Below are 20,237 nucleotides of genomic sequence, written 5' to 3' on the forward strand. Positions count from 1 at the left end.
TCATTGTTTAACCACAATATTTTCCTGTGAAGGATCAACATGCTCCATGTGTAATTTTTCTGTCGCAATCTGCTCAATACGGCTATGGTCACCCAGTACATTCTCTTCCAGAATCAGATTGCGCCACTCAATATCTAATGCATCACGCTCCAACAATAACTGTTCACGCTGCGCCGTCAGTAAGCGAGTACGGTGAGTAGTCGTTACCACCAGTAGTGCGGAAACCAGAACTGCAATTAATAGCAACAAAGGAAGCTTGCCATTACGCAGTAAATCTTCACCGATGACGCCAACTAAACCATGGCGCTCATTGCCCATCATGACGCCAGTCTCTCCGCAAAACGCAGTACTGAACTCCGCGCTCGCGGGTTTTCCGCAATTTCGGCGTCAGAAGGCATCATCTTTCCAGCTACCTTGAGCGTCCGCCCGCCCTGGCTACGTAGCTGATCTTCCGTCAACGGCAAACCGGCCGGAACCTGTGGTCCCCGGCTATGCTGACGGATAAAACGTTTAACAATACGATCTTCCAGGGAATGAAAACTGATAACGGAAAGCCGACCATGAGGAGCCAACACAGTCAGTGCACCAGCCAACGCCTGCTCAATCTCTTCCAACTCACTATTGATATAAATACGGATGGCCTGGAACGAACGCGTAGCTGGATGTTTATGCTTCTCACGAACCGGACTGGCTGCAGCGATCAGTTCAGCCAACTCTTTAGTTCGCGTCAGCGGAGAGATCTTGTTGCGCTCGACAATGGCTCGTGCAATGCGCTTGGCAAAACGCTCCTCACCAAACGTTTTTAATACCCAGACAATGTCTTCGGCTTCAGCCTTCATCAGCCATTCGGCGGCGGAGATACCACGAGTGGGATCCATTCGCATATCCAGCGGTCCATCACGCATAAACGAAAAACCACGCTCTGGATCGTCCAGCTGCGGCGATGAGACACCTAAATCGAGCAATATTCCGTCGATTTTCCCCGTCAGCTCACGTTCCTGCACGTAATCAGCCAATTCAGAAAAAGGCCCGTGGATAATAGAAAAACGCGTATCATCAATCGCGTTGGCAGCTACAATCGCCTGTGGGTCACGATCGATCGCCAGCAGACGACCGTCTGGCCCAAGATGGGACAGAATAAGGCGGGAATGACCACCGCGACCAAAGGTACCGTCAATATAAATGCCGTTACTACGGATCTTCAGGCCATTAACGGCCTCATCTAACAGGACGGTGGTATGCTTATAATTTTCTACCATGACTATAGTGATAAGTCCTGTAACCGCTCAGATAACGGTTCCTGAGTTGTTTGTTCAGCGTCTATATCTTCCTTGACTTGTTGATACCAGGTCTGTTCATCCCACAGTTCAAACTTATTGAACTGGCCAACCAGCATCACTTCTTTTGTAAGTCCCGCATGTTGCCGCAACGTGGACGCTAACAATAAACGTCCGGCATTATCCATCTGACACTCACTGGCATGCCCCAACAACAAACGCTGAACACGACGTTCGGCGGGATTCATACTCGATAAACGAGAAAGCTTTTGTTCAATAATTTCCCATTCAGGTAACAGGTAAAGCAGCAGGCAGGGCTGATGAAGATCAATGGTACAAACCATTTGACCTTGAGCTTCCTCGTTCAGTACTTCCCGATAACGGGTTGGTACGGCAAGCCGCCCTTTACTGTCGAGATTAACCAGCGTCGCCCCACGAAACATGACTGCGTTTAATCCTTAATGGTCATTTTTACCACTTTGCCCCACAAAATCCCACTAATTAGAGTTTACGGAGGGTATTAAAAGCTTGTCAAGCGAGTGACGACGCGTCCGGTAATTATTTCCGGCGCAATTCGGAAGGGAAACGACTGTTTAAAAAACATCAAAATGGATTAATGAAGATTAAGACTGTGATAATTTAAGGAAAATTAATGACTCAAAAAATTCGACGTGAAAATATAGCGTTTTTTATTCCACAAAATATTATTTTCATTGTCACATATAGATACGTAATGTTTATATTATCGGAATAACCCGAATAGTAATTCATGACTGATTTTTCAGCATTTTTGCACTAATGGTTTCTTGTTTAGGTTGAAATTAACATTTTATTAACATTTATTTTTGACTACATCCCATTTTTTTGACGTGGTTAACGTAATTTTTCACTTTAATTGGCGTTATGGATTCTCAAAAAAATAAAAATTTGTTTTTTTTTGCAAAAATACGCTGAATAACTGTTTATATTTACAGTGCTTATTCCCCTGCCAGTGAATTGTTTTCGCTATTACTTCCACGCCACCATCATTTACAAACACTCAACATAAGCCAATTCTGCCCCATGAAAACACAACCCAATGTTTTATCTATATTTTTATGCTTTCCAAGCGATAATCAAATGAAAATTCAAATTTGAACTAATAAAGTAACGAGAATATAGAAAAAACAGATGTAAATAAAAATTTTAAGCTACTTATTTATTTATAAACAGTGATGTAAACTGCACAAAAAGCAATATTGCAAAATAAAAAACCAAATAACAAGCACAATCCTGATTATATCTCTATATCAACACTGGAGCTTTATCCGTATGCTTTCCCCTACTTCACGATGGCGCAATGCACTTGCGGATACCTTTGCAATGGTGGTTTATTGCTTTATCACCGGCATGGCCATTGAAATCCTGCTTTCAGGTATGACATTCCAGCAATCTCTTTCCTCTCGATTACTTTCCATTCCAGTGAATATTTTCGTTGCCTGGCCATATGGTATATACCGCGATCGAATTTTGCTTTTGGTGATGAAATTCGGCTCTCACCATCGATGGATGCAGAATCTGGCCGACCTGTTTGCCTATGTGAGTTTTCAATCTCCCGTTTATATTGCCGTTCTATGGTCGATAGGTGCAGATCCTGCTCAAATAATGACAGCCGTAACCAGTAATGCGCTGATATCTATGGTTATGGGCGTCGCATATGGTTATTTTTTGGAATATTGCAGACATCTTTTCCGGGTAAAGGGCGCCAATCAAAGGCAGATTGTCAGCCATTGATTATTTCGTGATAACCACTCACTGGAATAAAAGATGACATCGAGAAAATGAGAACTTTCTTAACAGGTGCCATAGTGAAAATAATTATGGCACCTGATGTTAATAGAAAATATTAACCCCGACTCAGAGAACCACGGCGATAGAGATTACGGCGAATCCGGTTCAATCCCGGTTTAGGCTTATGTGGTTCATCCAGGCTGGCAAGAACCAGTTCCAGTACACGTTCGGCAACCTCACGGTGTCGCTGAGCCACAGCCAGTACCGGGCATTCAAGAAAATCCAGTAACTCATTATCACCAAAGGTAGCGATCGCCAGATGAGTTGGCAGCCGACCGCTCTTCTTCAACGTCACATCCATTACGCCCTGCAACAATGGGAAAGAGGTTGTGAACAGGGCCTCCGGCATAGGATGATCCTGTAAATACTGTGCAAACACAGCGGCGGCGGCACTTCGCTCATAACTGTTGGCATAGAGATAGTCCACCTGACGCGGATCATCAGCCCAAGCTTGACGGAATCCTTGTTCACGCAGGAAACTGACGGATAGTTCCGGCAACGCGCCCAAATACATGATGCTATTAGCCGGAATCTTGCGCAGCTCTTGAGCCAACATTTCCGAGTCTTCCATATCCGCACCGACCACACTGGTGAAATGTTCTCTATCCAGAGCACGATCCAGCGCAATAATAGGCAAACTATTGTTTGCCCAACGTTGATAGAAAGGATGTTCCGGCGGTAATGCCGTGGAAACGATAATGGCATCAACCTGGCGCTGTAACAGATGCTCAATACAACGCATTTCATTATCAGGCTGATCTTCAGAACAGGCAATCAACAGCTGGTAACCACGCTGACGGGCCTGACGCTCCAGATAATTGGCAATCTTCGTATAACTGGTATTTTCCAGATCGGGAATCACCAATCCAATTGAACGGGTACGCCCGGCACGCAGACCAGCGGCGACAGCGTTAGGATGATAATTGTGTTCTCTTACCACCGCCATGACTTTTTCTACGGTCTTATCGCTAACGCGATACTGTTTTGCCTTACCGTTGATCACATAACTGGCAGTAGTGCGTGAAACACCCGCAAGACGCGCGATTTCATCCAGTTTCACGGTAACCCCTTAATTAAGTCGGATAAAAAATAAAAATAGAGTGATAACCATAGATTAACCAAGGTTATCGTGCCGATCTAACCGCAGAATCTACTGGCGGGCAACCGTTTTTATCATCTATAAGACGAAGAGAAATGATATTAATAGGCCCGATATTATTATCGGGCCCTTGCTACCTATCAGTATATTATCTGGCGTATTAACGCATGATCTTATCACCACGCGACACGCCAACAACACCAGAGCGCGCCACCTCGACAATGTCTGCGACTTCACGTACCGCATGCAGGAAAGCGTCCAGCTTATCGCTGGTACCTGCCAGTTGCACAGTATAAAGAGAGGAAGTCACATCCACAATTTGACCACGGAAAATTTCCGTACTGCGTTTCACTTCCTCACGACCGTAACCAGTCGCCTGGAGTTTCACCAACATGAGTTCACGTTCAACATGAGCCCCTTGTCCTAATTCATTGACGCGCAAGACATCCACCAGCTTATGCAGCTGCTTTTCAATCTGTTCCAGCACTTTCTCATCCCCCACGGTCTGAATAGTCATGCGGGATAGTGTGGGATCGTCAGTAGGCGCCACCGTCAAGCTTTCAATATTGTAGCCCCGCTGGGAAAACAGTCCGATAACGCGCGACAAAGCACCCGATTCATTCTCCAGTAATACTGATAAAATCCGACGCATCATCAGGTTCTCTCCGTTTTGCTTAACCACATTTCGTCCATTCCGCCGCCACGGATCTGCATGGGATAGACATGCTCATTGCTATCCACTCTGACATCAACAAATACCAGCCGGTTCTTATGTGCCAACGCCTCTTTCAGCTTAGGTTCCAGCTCCTCAATCGTATCAATGGCGATACCAACATGCCCGTAGGCTTCCGCCAACTTGACGAAATCAGGCAGAGACTCCATGTAAGAGCTGGAATGACGTCCAGAATAAATCATATCCTGCCACTGCTTCACCATACCCAGGAAACGGTTGTTCAGATTAACCACCACCACCGGTAGATCATATTGCAGCGCGGTGGAAAGCTCCTGAATGTTCATCTGGATGCTGCCGTCGCCAGTGATACAGATAACGGTTTCTTCCGGCAACGCCAGCTTAATCCCCAGTGCGGCAGGCAAACCAAACCCCATGGTACCCAGTCCACCCGAATTGACCCAGTGGCGCGGCAAATCAAACGGATAATACAATGCGGCGAACATCTGATGCTGCCCTACGTCGGACGCCACATAAGCCTTACCTTCAGTCAGGCGATACACCGTTTCGATCACCGCCTGAGGTTTAATAGTATCACTACTCTCGATGTACTTCAGGCAGTGACGGGCGCGCCACTGCTCAATGCTCTGCCACCAGTCGCGCAGAGCATCACCCCCTTGCTGTGCAGCACGATCCTGTCCCAGTAACGTCAACATCAGACTCAGCACCTGCTTGGCATCACCCACAATAGGAATGTCAGCGTTGACTGTTTTTGAAATAGAAGCCGGGTCGATATCAATATGCAATATGGTGGCATTCGGACAATATTTGGACAGATTATTGGTGGTACGGTCGTCAAAACGCACACCGACAGCAAAAATCACATCGGCGTTATGCATCGCCATGTTTGCTTCATAGGTACCGTGCATCCCTAACATCCCCAAACTCTGACGATGTGTTCCCGGGAAACCGCCCAATCCCATCAAAGACTGTGCTACAGGCAGATTCAGCTTCTCGGCCAGTTCACGCAGTTCCTGATGACAACCCGCGTTAATCACCCCACCACCGCTATAAACCACCGGTCTTTCTGCTGCCAGCAGCGTATTCAGGGCCCGCTTGATCTGGCCTTTATGCCCTTGCACCGTGGGATTATAAGAACGCATGCTGACATGGTCCGGATAGGCATAAGGCAATTTATTCGCCAGATTCATGATATCTTTCGGCAAATCCACCACCACCGGACCTGGACGTCCACTGGACGCCAGATAAAACGCCTTTTTCAGCGTGGTGGGAATATCCTCCGCCTGCTTGACCAGATAACTATGCTTCACCACCGGGCGAGAAATGCCTACCATGTCGCATTCCTGAAAGGCATCATAACCAATCAGTGACGTCGCCACCTGACCCGAAATCACCACCAAAGGGATAGAATCCATGTAAGCTGTGGCAATACCGGTAATCGCATTGGTTGCTCCCGGTCCTGATGTCACCAGCACCACCCCTACTCTTCCGGTAGCTCGAGCATAACCATCAGCCATATGTACCGCGCCTTGCTCATGGCGCACCAGAATATGCTCGATTCCACCAACCGTATGCAAAGCGTCGTAGATATCCAGCACTGCTCCGCCCGGATAGCCAAACACATGTTTTACGCCCTGATCGATCAACGATCGGACCACCATCTCGGCGCCTGACAACATCTCCATGGGTTTGCCTCTTTTGTTCAAATAGCGAATCGCTTCCGTATGGCGGGGAAATTCCCCACGCTCACGTTATTTTTTTAGATATAACTCGTCAACATAACGCCAGATTATGGTGCAGGCAAACCGCAAGTAACACCTGTAGATAGAGGTATTCTGGTAAATAAACTGTTAAAAGATTATCCATTGAGATAAAACGCTATGGAGTCCCCATCGAATCTAAAAATATCCTGCAATGGTCGCTAATTACAGCGTGAAATTTTGACAAAAAAACAATAACTAATCGGTGTTATTGCCGCCGATCTCACTGAACCTAGACGTACATTGCATCAATTTCCAGTTGATATCGCTGTTGTATCACTTTGCGGCGGAGTTTTAGCGTAAGTGTCAACGCTCCTTGTTTCATGGAAAACGGTGCCGAAAAAAGCGTGAATTTTTTTACCTGCTCAAAATGAGCAAACTCTTTCTGTATCTCCTGCAGCCGCTGATTAAACATGTCCAGCATATGAGTGTGGCGCAGCAACTCCAGTCGATCAGCATAACGATACATCAGATTACGCCAGATACCGGGCCGTTTTCCACGCTGCTGCCGTAAAAATACCTGCCGGCCTTGAACCATCACCCGGAGAAATAAAACTCGACGATACCAAGGAGCTTGCACTACCTGTTCATGAATCCCGCTGTAAACCTTTTCATAGCAACGCGACACCGCACACATGGCAGTGGGTTTCACATCATTCATTGCCTGACGCACCTGATTGGGATGTTAGATACGATGAACAAGGTGTAAATGGTAGTTATTCATGGATGCGTACACCTGAAAACACAACAGACAGGTTACGTGATTTATCCGCAATCTATCGTGCAACTTATACGGTTCAAAGATCTTTTCACTGCCGACACACCAAGTGAGAGGCAGCAAGCCGCGCATTGTTTAACTGGTGGGAAAAATCAGAGGTTGACATAATCTGGGGAATCAAGTACCAATAAAGCAACATTGAGATTTATTAAATTACTCGGATGACATCAGTATGTATAACTTCGCTCAACTACTAGGCCTACTACTACACGCATCTATGCGCGGTATGCCGGTGGGCGAAATGCAGAACTGATTTCACTTACACCTGAAAAACCCGCGCCAATGCGCGGGTTTTTTTTTACTCGCCGGCGCTCTAAACAAACGAAACAAAAGGAACCAGACCGATGAGCCAGCAAGTCATTATTTTTGATACGACGTTGCGTGACGGTGAACAGGCACTGCAGGCCAGCCTGAGTGTGAAGGAGAAAATCCAGATAGCGATGGCGCTGGAAAGGATGGGAATTGACGTCATGGAAGTAGGTTTCCCGGTATCCTCTCCGGGTGATTTTGAATCTGTACAAACCATTGCCCGTCAAATCAAAAACAGCCGTGTCTGCGCATTAGCCCGCTGTGTAGACAAAGACATTGATGTCGCTGCTGAAGCGCTGCGCGTCGCAGAAGCATTCCGTATCCATATATTCCTGGCAACCTCTACGCTGCATATAGAATCCAAACTGCGCATGTCTTTTGAACAGGTGGTAGAAAAAGCCATTCACTCAGTGAAACGAGCGCGTAATTATACCGATGATGTCGAATTCTCCTGTGAAGATGCGGGACGTACGACAATCGACAACCTGTGCCGTATCGTAGAAGCCGCCATTAATGCAGGAGCTAGTACCATCAATATTCCAGACACCGTCGGTTATACCACCCCAATTCAATTCGGCGGCATCATCTCTACCCTGTACAACCGCGTTCCCAACATAGACAAAGCAATTATCTCCGTACATTGTCACGACGACCTGGGTATGGCTGTCGGTAACTCTATTGCCGCAGTACAGGCCGGCGCACGTCAGGTTGAAGGCACGCTGAACGGTATTGGTGAACGTGCGGGTAACTGTGCACTAGAAGAAGTCATCATGGCGATTAAAACCCGCCCGGACATCCTGAAAGTCCACACCAATATCAATCATCAAGAAATTTATCGTACCAGTCAGATAGTCAGCCAGATTTGTAACATGCCCATTCCGGCTAACAAAGCGGTGGTGGGTGCCAATGCATTCGCACACTCTTCCGGCATTCATCAGGATGGTGTGCTGAAGAATCGTGAAAACTACGAAATCATGACGCCGGAGTCGATTGGTCTGAAAGAAGTCCAGTTAAATCTGACCTCGCGTTCCGGTCGGGCTGCCGTGAAACACCGCATGGAAGAGATGGGTTACAAAGACGGTGACTACAATATGGACAAACTGTACACCGCATTCCTGAAACTGGCCGACAAGAAGGGCCAGGTGTTCGACTATGACCTGGAGGCACTGGCCTTTATTAACAGCCAGCAGGAAACCTCCGAATTTTATCATCTGGATTATTTCAGCGTGCAATCTGGCTCCAGTGTGATGGCAACCGCCTCGGTTAAATTGATGTGTGGTGATGACATCAAATCCGAAGCCGCTACCGGTAACGGCCCGGTAGATGCCGTTTATCAGGCAATTTACCGCATCACCGGTTATTCGATTACGCTGGTCAAATATCAATTGTCCGCCAAGGGACAAGGGAAGGATGCGCTGGGGCAGGTAGATATCGTAGTGGAATATCAGGGTCGCCGTTTCCATGGTGTCGGTCTGGCAACGGATATCGTTGAGTCCTCTGCTAATGCCATGGTTAACGTATTAAACAACATTAAGCGTGCACAACTGGTCGAAAAAGAAGTTCAACGTTTACAGCAACACAACAACAGTCAGGAAACAGTGTGATGACCAAGAATTACCATGTCGCCGTCTTGCCAGGTGATGGCATCGGCCCGGAAGTCATGGCGCAAGCCTATAAGGTGCTGGACGCGGTGCGTCAGCGTTTTGGCCTACGCATCACCACCAGCGAATATGATGTTGGTGGTATTGCCATTGACCGCCAGAATACGCCATTACCCCAGAGCACCATCGCCGGTTGTGAACAAGCCGACGCTATCCTGTTCGGTTCCGTAGGTGGGCCAAAATGGGAACATCTGCCACCAGCAGAACAACCTGAACGCGGCGCACTACTGCCATTGCGCAAACACTTTCGCCTGTTCAGCAACTTGCGTCCGGCACGGCTGTATCAAGGACTGGAAGCGTTCTGTCCACTACGTAGCGACATCGCCGCCAAAGGCTTCGACATTCTGTGCGTGCGCGAACTGACGGGCGGTATCTATTTTGGTCAGCCCAAAGGTCGCGAAGGTAGCGGGATGCATGAACGGGCCTTCGATACCGAGGTTTATCACCGTTTTGAAATTGAGCGCATTGCTCGCATCGCGTTTGAGTCGGCACGCAAACGCCGCAGTATCGTAACGTCTATCGACAAGGCCAATGTGCTGCAAAGCTCCATTCTGTGGCGTGAAATCGTTAGCGAAATCGCTCGTGATTATCCGGATGTACGTTTGTCTCATCTGTATATCGATAACGCCACCATGCAGTTGATTAAGGATCCATCGCAGTTTGATGTATTGTTGTGTTCCAACCTGTTCGGCGACATTCTGTCGGATGAGTGCGCCATGATCACCGGTTCCATGGGAATGCTGCCGTCGGCCAGCCTGAACGAGAACGGGTTTGGTCTGTATGAACCTGCTGGCGGTTCCGCACCGGATATTGCGGGCAAAAACATCGCCAATCCTATTGCGCAAATCCTCTCTACCGCCTTGTTGTTACGCTACAGCCTGAACGCAGATGACGCTGCGGATGCCATTGATCAGGCCGTGAACCGGGCGTTGGCAGAAGGTTATCGCACTGGCGATCTGGCCAGTGATGGTAAAGCCGTAACTACTGATGAAATGGGCGATGCCATCGCCCGATTTGTCGCCGAGGGAGTTTAATCATGGCTAAAACCTTATATCAGAAACTGTTCGATGCTCATATCGTTCACGAAGCGCCGAATGAAACACCGCTGTTGTATATCGACCGTCATCTGGTGCATGAAGTGACGTCACCCCAGGCGTTTGATGGTTTACGGGCCATGAAACGTCAGGTACGCCAGCCAGGCAAGACTTTCGCCACCATGGACCACAATGTCTCCACCCAGACGCGTGATATCAACGCCAGTGGTGACATGGCTCGTATTCAGATGCAGGAACTGATTAAAAACTGCGCCGAATTCGGTGTGCAGCTGTATGACCTGAACCACCCTTATCAAGGTATCGTGCATGTTATCGGGCCAGAACAGGGCATGACGCTGCCAGGTATGACTATCGTCTGCGGTGACTCTCATACCGCCACCCACGGCGCGTTCGGCTCACTGGCATTTGGTATCGGTACCTCTGAGGTTGAGCATGTACTGGCAACGCAAACCCTGAAGCAGGGTCGCGCCAAAACCATGAAGATTGAGGTCACTGGCAAAGCAGCTCCGGGCATCACCGCCAAAGACATCGTACTGGCAATCATCGGTACAACCGGTAGTGCCGGTGGTACTGGCCACGTGGTGGAATTCTGTGGTGAAGCGATCGAAGCGCTGAGCATGGAAGGCCGCATGACACTGTGCAACATGGCGATTGAAATGGGTGCCAAAGCGGGTCTGGTTGCACCGGATGAAACCACTTTCGCTTATCTGAAAGGCCGTCAGTTCGCACCGAAAGGCAGCGACTGGGATGCCGCAGTGGCTTACTGGCGTACCCTGAAATCGGATGCCGACGCACACTTTGATCGTGTTGTGACGCTAAACGCCGCCGATATCGCACCGCAGGTCACCTGGGGCACCAATCCTGGCCAGGTGATTGCCGTGAACCAGATTATTCCGGCACCGGAATCCTTTACCGATCCGGTAGAACGCGCCTCGGCAGAAAAAGCACTGGCCTACATGGGCCTGCAATCCGGTGTAAAACTGACAGAAGTTGCTATCGACAAGGTCTTTATTGGCTCCTGCACCAACTCCCGCATTGAGGATTTACGTGCGGCCGCAGCGATTGCTAAAGGTCGGAAAGTGGCCAGTGGCGTACAGGCGATTGTGGTGCCCGGCTCCGGTCCGGTGAAAGCACAGGCGGAGGAGGAAGGTCTGGACAAGATCTTTATCGACGCCGGTTTCGAATGGCGTCTGCCCGGCTGCTCCATGTGTCTGGCCATGAATAATGACCGCCTGAATCCGGGCGAGCGCTGTGCATCTACCAGTAACCGTAACTTTGAAGGTCGTCAGGGGCGCGGTGGTCGTACTCATCTGGTCAGCCCGGCCATGGCCGCTGCCGCTGCCGTAGCCGGTCATTTTGCCGACATCCGTGAACTGAACTGAAGAGGACTGCCACATGGCTAAATTTACTCAACATACTGGTTTGGTGGTTCCGCTGGATGCCGCCAACGTCGACACGGATGCCATCATTCCAAAACAGTTTTTACAGAAAGTGACTCGTACCGGTTTTGGACAGCATCTGTTTAACGACTGGCGTTTCCTGGATGATGCAGGCAAAGAAGCTAATCCGGATTTTGTGCTGAACAAACCGCGTTACAAAGGTGCCAGTATTTTGCTGGCCCGAGAAAACTTCGGCTGTGGCTCATCTCGTGAGCATGCTCCGTGGGCACTGACCGATTACGGTTTCAAGGTGGTGATCGCACCGAGTTTCGCCGATATTTTTTACGGCAACGCATTTAACAACCAACTGCTGCCGGTTACGCTGAATGAATCTGATATTGACGATCTGTTCACACTGGTGGAAAGTCAGGAAGGCATCACCTTCACTGTGGATCTGGAAACGCAAACCGTGCAGGCCGGCGGCAAAAGCTACCCGTTCGAGATTGATAGTTTCCGCCGTCACTGCATGATTAACGGGTTGGACAGTATCGGCCTGACGCTGCAACACGAAACCGATATCAGCCATTACGAACAGCATCAACCTGCATTTTTGCGTTGATAACGGGAGAAGAGAGTAAAGCATCCGCGTCAGCAATGACGCAGTTTGTGCTGACAAGGATGTACTTGCAGTGTCTTTACGATCTCTCCATTATCATCGCAATATGCATGTTGTCATCGAACTCAGCCCACCCAAGGTGGGCTTTTTTATCACTCTCGACGTAGGCTTTGGCTCCAGTACACCATAGATGTCTCCGACTAGTGCATAAAAGCAGGTTTCCTGTCAGATCGAGGTTGCCATCACGATCACGGTTTTCTACCTTATTTCTGGCCTATGCTGTAGATTGTAAGTTTATTGCACACCGAGATAAGGAGGACTCATGACACGCATCATCCGGTGTTACCGCCTGAGCATCTCCGGCGATTCCCGTCCCTGGTTTAATATCGATTATCGTCTGACCAACGACTTTCCCCGTCCGTTTCATGCCTGATTCAGCCTCGCGCTGATCTTTCTGCTTTTATTTTTTTCAACAATGCCTGGCATTTTTGCCATGCCGTTGTCCTGGTTTTTATTTGTCTGGAAAAATTACATGAAACGTATTCCCGAACCTTTTCGCATCAAAATGGTAGAAAACATCCGTATGACTACGCGTATCGAGCGTGAAAACGCCTTGCAGGAAGCCGGTTATAACCCGTTCCTGTTGCGCAGTGAGGATGTGTATATCGATCTGCTGACCGATTCCGGCACCGGTGCCATGAGTGACCGCCAGTGGGCAGGGCTGATGATGGGCGATGAAGCCTATGCAGGCTCGCGCAACTACTACCATTTGTGTGATCAGGTAAAAACGCTACTTGGCTACCCCTTTACTATCCCAACCCATCAGGGACGTGGCGCAGAACAAATCCTGTTTCCTTGCCTTATCGCCAAAAAACAGCGGGAGGGCGGTGGCAAAAAGCCCATTTTTATTTCCAATTTCCATTTCGATACCACCGCCGCCCATGTGGAGCTGAACGGTGCCCGAGCCATTAATGTGGTCACGCCCAAAGCTTTTGACACCACTACCTACTATGACTGGAAAGGGGATTTTGACCTCGATCTGCTGCAAACCACCATTGAACAACACGGCCCGGAGAATGTGGTGGCGATTATCACTACTATCACCTGCAACAGTTCCGGCGGCCAGCCGGTTTCGATGAAAAACATGCGTGAGGTATACCGCATTGCCCAACAGCACCAGATTCCGGTCGTGATCGACTCCGCCCGTTTTTGTGAAAACGCCTGGTTTATCAAACAGCGGGAAGCGGGTTATGAAAACCGCTCCATCAAAGAGATCGTCCTCGAGATGTATCAGTACGGCGATATGCTGACCATGTCGGCGAAAAAAGATTCGATGGTGAATATTGGCGGATTGTGTTGTTTCCGTAGTGATGAGGACTTGTTTAATGATGTCCGTATCCGCTGCGTACCAATGGAAGGTTTTGTGACCTATGGCGGATTGGCCGGGCGCGATATGGAAGCCCTGGCCATCGGTCTGGAAGAAGGTATGAATGAAGACCATCTGACTTACCGTATCGGCCAGGTGACATACCTTGGTGAACGGTTGAAAGCGGGCGGCATTCCGATTCAGTACCCGGTTGGTGGTCACGCGGTATTTGTCGATGCCAGAAAAATGCTGCCACACATCCCGGCAGAACAATTCCCGGCACAAGCATTGAATAACGAACTCTATCTGGAAGCGGGAATTCGCAGCGTTGAGATCGGGTCACTGCTGCTAGGACGCGATCCAGATACTGGCAAACAGAAACCCTCACCGCTGGAACTGCTACGCTTGACCATTCCACGCCGGGTTTATACTAACGACCACATGGACTATATCGCCGATTCACTGATTGCACTGAAAGAGCGGGCCACCAGCATCAAGGGACTGACCTTTACCTACGAACCCCCGGTATTGCGTCACTTTGTCGCCCGGCTGAAACCGGTGGAATAACCCGAAAAGAACAATAAAAAAAAGCCAGCGAAGGAATTCGCTGGCTGGTGACATGCACCATTACTCAGAATACACAGATTATTTCCATTCACACCGCTCTCTGACTCATAACCAGCGGCGATACTCTTCTTCAGAGAGGGTTTCAATCTTCCATTGTGTGGCCTGCTGTAATAGATCCATCCGCTGCTGAACAGATAACCAACCACACCATTTTGCCTTGCAGGTTGAAAAGTAATGTTGATAGAAGCTGTACAATCGGAATGAGTCCATAATCCATCTCCTGACTTTTCACTAAATACCTTTTAGCCTTTCACTAAGTAAAAGTATCGACGTAATATAGGGAAAGATATATTGATGACTTTCAGTCGCGGAGTTCCCCTTTTATGTCGTCCACTCGCCTGCAACAACAGTTCATCAGGTTATGGCAATGCTTTCAGGGACAAACTACTGAAACTACCCTGCAGGAGTTAACCGGGGTTTTGAGCTGCTCACGCCGCCACATTCGATCCCTGCTGGGCGCCATGCAAAAACAGGGTTGGTTAATCTGGCACGCTGAAGTCGGTCGGGGGAAACGGTCAAAACTCACGTTCCTCTATACTGGCCTGGCGCTGCAACAGCAACGGGCGGAAGACCTGCTGGAGCAGGATCGTATCGATCAGTTGGTGCAACTGGTGGGCGATAAGGAGACCTTACGACAAATGCTGTTGTCACATCTGGGTCGCAGCTTCCGTCAAGGCAAGCATTTACTACGTATCGCTTATTACCGCCCGATGCGCAATCTGCTGCCTGGTACCGCCTTGCGACGTTCAGAAATGCATATAGCCCGCCAGATTTTCAGCGGATTGACCAACATAAATGAGGAAAATGGGGAACTACAACCGGATCTAGCCCACCACTGGCAGCAAATTTCACCGTTGCACTGGCGGTTTTATTTACGCCCGGCGGTCCGTTTCCACCACGGCCGCGAGATGACCATGGACGATATCGTGACGTCTTTGAGTCGGTTAACCTCACTGCCCTTGTTTACTCACATCGACAACATCATATCTCCCACGCCTTTTGTGATCGATATTCGACTGCATAGCACTGATGTCTGGCTGCCGTGGTTACTGGGCAGCGCTTCAGCCATGATTGTGCCGCAGGAGTGGCAAACACTGCCGGATTTTGCTCATCAGCCTATTGGTACCGGCCCCTATGCCGTGGTGCGCAATAGTCATAGTCAGTTGAAAATCACCGCCTTTGACGACTATTTTGGTTACCGCGCCCTAATTGATGAAGTCAGTATCTGGGTATTGCCGGATACACCTGAGGTGATTTCCTGTGCAGTTCAGTTACAAAACGACGACTCTCCGAACAACAAACTGGAAAATCGGCTGGAAGAAGGGTGCTACTTTCTGCTGTTCGACCATCGCTCTTCCCTGACGTCATCACTGGAAATTCGCCGCTGGCTATGTCAGGTACTCAGCCCGGTAGCCATACTCAATCAAGCCAATGGGCTTTATCAGAGTAATTGGTCACCCGCTTACGGACTGTTGCCACGCTGGCACCATAGTCAACTTAGCCTGTTACAGGACAAGCCTCAGGGACTGAGACAACTGACGGTGACGTTCTACCGTGAACATCTGGAATATCAGGATCTCAGTGCCATTATGCAGAAACTGCTGGCACAACATGGTGTCACGTTAAACGTCCAAATCGTCGATTATGACGATTGGTATCAAGGCAATGGTACCAGTGATATCTGGCTCGGCAGCGCCAATTTCTATCTGCCACTGGAGTTTTCCTTGTTCGCCATGCTGTATGAACTCCCCTTATTACAACACTGCCTGGATGAGGATTTGACGCAAGATGCAAAACGCTGGCGGGAAGGTTCTCTGTCACCCACGGAGTGGAGCCAAATGCGGGTGATAAACCACCAGATTCATCCGCTGTTCCACCACTGGCTACAGTTACAAGGGAAACGCAGTATGCGTGGTATTCGTATGAATACGCTGGGATGGTTTGATTTCAAATCCGCCTGGTTTGTGCCGCCAGAAAACTGACACGGCACTTTTCCTTATGTTACGAAGTCTTTACAATACGTCCGTTCTCAACGGGGTGCGATAAAAACCCGATGGCAGACAGCCATTGACGAACCTGGCAACCAGGTTGTCATTCCCGCCCAAACGGGGAAATTTCGCCTGCCGCCATGGCGTTTTTATCGCTGAGAAAATACCCGTCGAACCTGATCCGGTTAACACCGGCGGAGGGATTTGAGAGTGCTTCCTGCTGACTCAAAGACCTTTGCCACCCTAAACTTCAGGAGTGCAAAGTGTTGAAAAAATTATTGTCCTGTCTGTTATTGATTTCCGCCCCCGTTTTCGCCAAACCAACGCTAACGGTGTACACCTATGACTCCTTCGCCTCTGAATGGGGCCCCGGCCCGGCGGTCAAAAAAGCATTTGAAAAGAAGTGCGACTGCGAACTGAAATTCGTGGTGTTGGAAGATGGTGTCTCGCTGTTAAACCGTCTGCGGATGGAAGGCAAACACACCAAGGCTGATATCGTGCTGGGGCTGGACAATAATCTGGTGCAAGCCGCCGCGCAGACCGGATTGTTCCGCCAGTCGGATGTTGATATCCATGCGCTAACCGTCCCCGGCGGCTGGAAAAATACCACCTTCATTCCCTACGATTACGGCTATTTCGCCTTTGTTTACAACAAAGATACGCTGAAAAACCCGCCGAAAAGTCTGCATGAACTTATCGACAGTCCTCGACAATGGAAGGTTATCTATCAAGATCCGCGGACCAGCACGCCGGGTTTAGGTTTGCTGCTGTGGATGCAGAAAGTCTACGGTGATCAGGCACCACAGGCATGGAAAAAACTGGCCGCGAAAACCGTTACCGTCACCAAAGGCTGGAGTGAAGCCTATGGTCTGTTCCTGAAAGGCGAAGCCGATCTGGTACTGAGCTACACCACCTCTCCGGCGTATCACATCATCGAGGAGAAAAAACAAATTACGCTGCCGCCAATTTCAGTGAAGGACATTATCTGCAAGTAGAAGTGGCCGGTCAGTTGGCTTCCAGTAAACATCCTCAGTTGGCGACACGTTTCATGCAGTTTATGTTGACGCCGGCATTCCAGCAGATCATCCCCACCACCAACTGGATGTACCCGGTGATCAAGACCGAATTACCCGCGGGTTACAACGCACTGACAATCCCGGCCCACACCCTGGAATATACACCACAGCAAGTAGCACAGCAGCGCAATAACTGGATTCAGGCATGGTTACGCGCCGTCAGCCACTAGCCCTCAACTGGCTATGGCCCGGCTTGCTGGCCACAGCATTACTGGTTACAGCGGCCGCACTGGCATTTGGGGCATTGTGGCAGCAAGCCCCGACAAACCAATGGCTCGCACTGTGGCAGGATGATTACCTGTGGCACGTCATCCGCTTCACGTTCTGGCAAGCACTGCTGTCCGCCCTGTTTTCGACGGTACCGGCGATCTTCCTGGCACGGGCGCTATATCGCCGCCGCTTTCCCGGCCATCGTTGGCTACTGCGTCTGTGTGCCATGACACTGGTATTGCCGGTGCTGGTGGCTGTATTCGGAATTCTCAGCGTCTACGGTCGCCAGGGATGGCTAGCGCATTTACTGGCATTGGTGGGCATTGAATACCGTTTTTCTCCCTACGGTCTGCGAGGCATTCTGCTGGCGCACGTATTTTTTAATCTGCCACTGGCGACCCGCCTGCTGTTACAGGCACTGGAAGGTATTGCCACCGAACAGAGACAATTGGCTACCCAATTGGGCATGCGTGGCTGGAATTACTTTCACCTTGTGGAATGGCCGTGGTTGCGCCGCCAGATTCTGCCCGCCGCAGCACTGATTTTTATGCTCTGTTTCGCCAGTTTCGCCACCGTCCTGTCATTAGGCGGTGGACCAGAGGCGACCACTATCGAACTGGCTATCTATCAGGCACTGAGTTTTGACTACGATCCAGCACGGGCGGCTTTGCTGGCGCTCATTCAGATAGTCTGTTGCCTTGGCCTGGTACTGCTCAGTCAACGTTTGGGTAAATTGCTGCCGGTGGGGTACAGCCAGCAGCAACACTGGCGCGATCCACAGGATAGCTTACTGAGTCGAAGCCTTGACACACTGTTGATTGCGGCAGCGTTACTGCTGCTGTTACCGCCGCTGTTGGCCGTCATCGCCGATGGACTCAATGCCTCACTACTCGAGGTTCTGCGGCAACCTGTACTGTGGCAAACGCTATTCACCTCACTGCGTATCGCGCTGGCAGCGGGGGTTGTATGCGTCATACTGACCATGATGCTACTGTGGAGCAGCCGTGAGCTTAAGTTGCGCCAGCGCCTCTTTCTCGGGCAATTGATGGATCTGAGTGGAATGTTGATTCTGGCGATGCCCGGTATCGTGCTGGCGACCGGCTTTTTTCTGTTGTTCAATAATACGTTTGGGTTACCGGATTCGCCTTACGCCTTGGTCGTCATGACCAATGCCTTGATGGCAATCCCTTATGCGTTGAAAGTGCTGGAAAACCCAATGTATGACACGGCAGAACGGTTTAATCAGCTGTGTTTATCGCTGGATATCCGTGGCTGGCAACGACTGAAAGTGGTCGAACTGCGGGCATTAAAGCTCCCCATCACACAAGCGCTGGCCTTTGCCTGTGTACTCTCAATTGGTGATTTTGGCGTCATCGCCCTATTTGGCAACGAACAATTCCGCACCTTACCGTTTTATCTTTACCAGCAGATTGGCGCTTATCGCAGTGCCGACGGCGCGGTAACCGCCCTGCTCCTGCTGTTATTATGCTTTACCCTGTTCACCCTGATTGAGAAACTGGCGGGCCAACATGATCATTCTCGATAAACTTGTCTACCTCTACCAACACCTGCCGATGCGTTTTGATCTCCGGGTACAATCGGGGGAACGGATAGCGATCCTGGGCCCCAGTGGGGCAGGCAAAAGCACCCTGCTAAGTCTGATTGCCGGTTTTCTGATGGCAGACAGCGGCCAGCTACGATTGAACGGCCAAGATCACCACGCTACGCCACCGGCTAAACGGCCAGTCTCGATTCTGTTTCAGGAAAATAATCTGTTCCCCCACCTCTCACTGAAACAGAACATCGCGCTGGGCCTCAACCCTGGCCTGAAACTGAATGCACATCAACAGGAAATCCTGCGCCATATCGCACAACAAGTTGGACTGACACCGATGTTGGACCGCCTTCCATCGCAGGTTTCCGGTGGCCAGCGTCAACGTGCCGCGCTGGCCCGTTGCCTGATCCGCCAGCAACCGATCTTGCTGTTGGATGAACCCTTTTCCGCGCTGGACCCGGCATTACGCTATGAAATGCTGGAACTACTGGATACCGTGTGTAGTGAACGGCAACTCACCCTGCTGATGGTTTCTCATAATCTGGAAGACGCGGCCCGCATCGCCTCACGCACAGTGCTGGTGGTGGATGGACATATTTACTATGACGGCCCAACTTGTGATTTGCAGCGGGGCACAACGGAAGCGGCACGGATTCTGGGTATTTCCCTTCGTGAGAATAAATAAATGTGATCCACAACCGGTTTTTGTGTATTTCCCTCATCGGGGTAGTGTTTATTTTTCACCGGCTATGTTTATATAAATCCGTTCATTAACGATTAACCATAAGGTTCTCCGTGAAACACACCTCCTCCACTTTCGCTCTACTAAGCACCGCGTATGACGCGGTCGTCGTCGTGCGCGTGGTGGTCGTGGTCGGCAGCGCGCCGTAACGGGTTCCGAATCCAGAAAAGATTCCCAAACCCCGCCGGCGCAAGCCGAGCGGGGTTTCTTATATCCAC

General features: G+C 49.8%; 18 protein-coding genes, 2 pseudogenes and 1 riboswitch. Of the genes and pseudogenes, 12 read left to right on the top strand and 8 right to left on the bottom strand.

The features are described from left to right. Genes ftsL through mraZ form a run of 3 tightly spaced genes read right to left on the bottom strand, consistent with a single transcriptional unit; the run spans position 1 to position 1,720 of the window. Complete coding sequence (gene ftsL, locus PCO85_19420; protein ID WJV53308.1) at positions 1-321, bottom strand: cell division protein FtsL; 321 nt, start codon at positions 319-321, stop codon at positions 1-3. After that, entirely contained in the window at positions 318-1,259 is a 942-nt protein-coding gene (gene rsmH / locus PCO85_19425; GenBank protein ID WJV53309.1) for a 16S rRNA (cytosine(1402)-N(4))-methyltransferase RsmH, read from the bottom strand. The genes ftsL and rsmH overlap by 4 nt, the downstream gene beginning before the upstream one ends. 2 nt (positions 1,260-1,261) lie before the next feature. After that, entirely contained in the window at positions 1,262-1,720 is a 459-nt protein-coding gene (gene mraZ, locus PCO85_19430) for a division/cell wall cluster transcriptional repressor MraZ (GenBank protein WJV53310.1), read from the bottom strand. Positions 1,721-2,588: 868 nt separating this feature from the next. Between mraZ and PCO85_19435 the strand changes: the two genes are divergently transcribed. Beyond that, complete coding sequence (locus PCO85_19435) at positions 2,589-3,050, top strand: L-alanine exporter AlaE (GenBank protein WJV53311.1); 462 nt, start codon at positions 2,589-2,591, stop codon at positions 3,048-3,050. A 112-nt stretch (positions 3,051-3,162) separates the two neighbouring features. Here the strand turns inward: PCO85_19435 and cra are convergent, their stop codons facing one another. The 4 genes and pseudogenes from cra to PCO85_19455 form a co-directional block, all read right to left on the bottom strand. After that, entirely contained in the window at positions 3,163-4,167 is a 1,005-nt protein-coding gene (gene cra, locus PCO85_19440; GenBank protein ID WJV53312.1) for a catabolite repressor/activator, read from the bottom strand. A 199-nt stretch (positions 4,168-4,366) separates the two neighbouring features. Next, positions 4,367-4,858: an acetolactate synthase small subunit gene (gene ilvN / locus PCO85_19445; GenBank protein ID WJV56146.1), complete on the bottom strand. Its 492-nt coding sequence runs from the start codon at positions 4,856-4,858 to the stop codon at positions 4,367-4,369. A gap of 2 nt (positions 4,859-4,860) precedes the next feature. Further along, positions 4,861-6,582: an acetolactate synthase 3 large subunit gene (ilvI, locus tag PCO85_19450; GenBank protein ID WJV53313.1), complete on the bottom strand. Its 1,722-nt coding sequence runs from the start codon at positions 6,580-6,582 to the stop codon at positions 4,861-4,863. A 307-nt stretch (positions 6,583-6,889) separates the two neighbouring features. Then, a pseudogene (locus PCO85_19455) lies at positions 6,890-7,336 on the bottom strand (hypothetical protein). 443 nt (positions 7,337-7,779) lie between these two features. Between PCO85_19455 and leuA the strand changes: the two are divergent. From leuA to tnaA, 6 genes are all read left to right on the top strand, one after another. Further along, positions 7,780-9,348 (top strand): 2-isopropylmalate synthase, encoded by a 1,569-nt coding sequence (leuA, locus tag PCO85_19460; protein ID WJV53314.1) that lies wholly within the window; start codon positions 7,780-7,782, stop codon positions 9,346-9,348. After that, complete coding sequence (gene leuB / locus PCO85_19465; protein ID WJV53315.1) at positions 9,348-10,439, top strand: 3-isopropylmalate dehydrogenase; 1,092 nt, start codon at positions 9,348-9,350, stop codon at positions 10,437-10,439. Before leuA ends, leuB begins: the two co-directional genes overlap by 1 nt. Before the next feature lie 2 nt (positions 10,440-10,441). Then, positions 10,442-11,842, top strand: a complete 1,401-nt coding sequence (gene leuC, locus PCO85_19470; protein WJV53316.1) for a 3-isopropylmalate dehydratase large subunit — start codon at positions 10,442-10,444, stop codon at positions 11,840-11,842. A 13-nt stretch (positions 11,843-11,855) separates the two neighbouring features. Continuing rightward, entirely contained in the window at positions 11,856-12,458 is a 603-nt protein-coding gene (leuD, locus tag PCO85_19475) for a 3-isopropylmalate dehydratase small subunit (protein ID WJV53317.1), read from the top strand. Positions 12,459-12,777: 319 nt separating this feature from the next. After that, the gene (gene tnaC / locus PCO85_19480; protein WJV53318.1) at positions 12,778-12,888 is read left to right on the top strand and encodes a tryptophanase leader peptide; all 111 of its coding nucleotides are present in this window, start codon (positions 12,778-12,780) and stop codon (positions 12,886-12,888) included. A gap of 99 nt (positions 12,889-12,987) precedes the next feature. Continuing rightward, the gene (tnaA, locus tag PCO85_19485; GenBank protein ID WJV53319.1) at positions 12,988-14,388 is read left to right on the top strand and encodes a tryptophanase; all 1,401 of its coding nucleotides are present in this window, start codon (positions 12,988-12,990) and stop codon (positions 14,386-14,388) included. A gap of 105 nt (positions 14,389-14,493) precedes the next feature. Here tnaA and sgrT read toward each other — a convergent pair whose 3' ends face one another. Continuing rightward, entirely contained in the window at positions 14,494-14,658 is a 165-nt protein-coding gene (sgrT, locus tag PCO85_19490) for a glucose uptake inhibitor SgrT (GenBank protein WJV53320.1), read from the bottom strand. A gap of 113 nt (positions 14,659-14,771) precedes the next feature. On the opposite strand from sgrT, the gene sgrR reads away from it, so the two are divergent. The 5 genes and pseudogenes from sgrR (at position 14,772) to ivbL (ending at position 20,168) form a co-directional block, all read left to right on the top strand. Next, entirely contained in the window at positions 14,772-16,430 is a 1,659-nt protein-coding gene (gene sgrR, locus PCO85_19495) for an HTH-type transcriptional regulator SgrR (GenBank protein ID WJV53321.1), read from the top strand. Positions 16,431-16,471: 41 nt separating this feature from the next. Then, positions 16,472-16,657, top strand: a riboswitch (TPP riboswitch). A 42-nt stretch (positions 16,658-16,699) separates the two neighbouring features. Next, positions 16,700-17,682, top strand: a pseudogene (thiB, locus tag PCO85_19500) (thiamine ABC transporter substrate binding subunit). Beyond that, entirely contained in the window at positions 17,658-19,268 is a 1,611-nt protein-coding gene (gene thiP / locus PCO85_19505) for a thiamine/thiamine pyrophosphate ABC transporter permease ThiP (GenBank protein WJV53322.1), read from the top strand. Before thiB ends, thiP begins: the two are co-directional and overlap by 25 nt. Continuing rightward, positions 19,252-19,962, top strand: coding sequence for a thiamine ABC transporter ATP-binding protein ThiQ (gene thiQ / locus PCO85_19510; GenBank protein WJV53323.1), 711 nt, complete (start codon positions 19,252-19,254; stop codon positions 19,960-19,962). The genes thiP and thiQ overlap by 17 nt, the downstream gene beginning before the upstream one ends. Positions 19,963-20,072: 110 nt before the next feature. Continuing rightward, positions 20,073-20,168 carry an ilvB operon leader peptide IvbL gene (gene ivbL, locus PCO85_19515; protein WJV53324.1) on the top strand — a complete coding sequence of 32 codons (96 nt, stop codon included), beginning with the start codon at positions 20,073-20,075 and terminating at the stop codon, positions 20,166-20,168. The last annotated feature ends 69 nt before the right edge of the window (positions 20,169-20,237 follow it).

The sequence above is a fragment of the Prodigiosinella aquatilis genome (genome assembly GCA_030388725.1).
Taxonomy (GTDB): domain Bacteria; phylum Pseudomonadota; class Gammaproteobacteria; order Enterobacterales; family Enterobacteriaceae; genus Prodigiosinella; species Prodigiosinella aquatilis.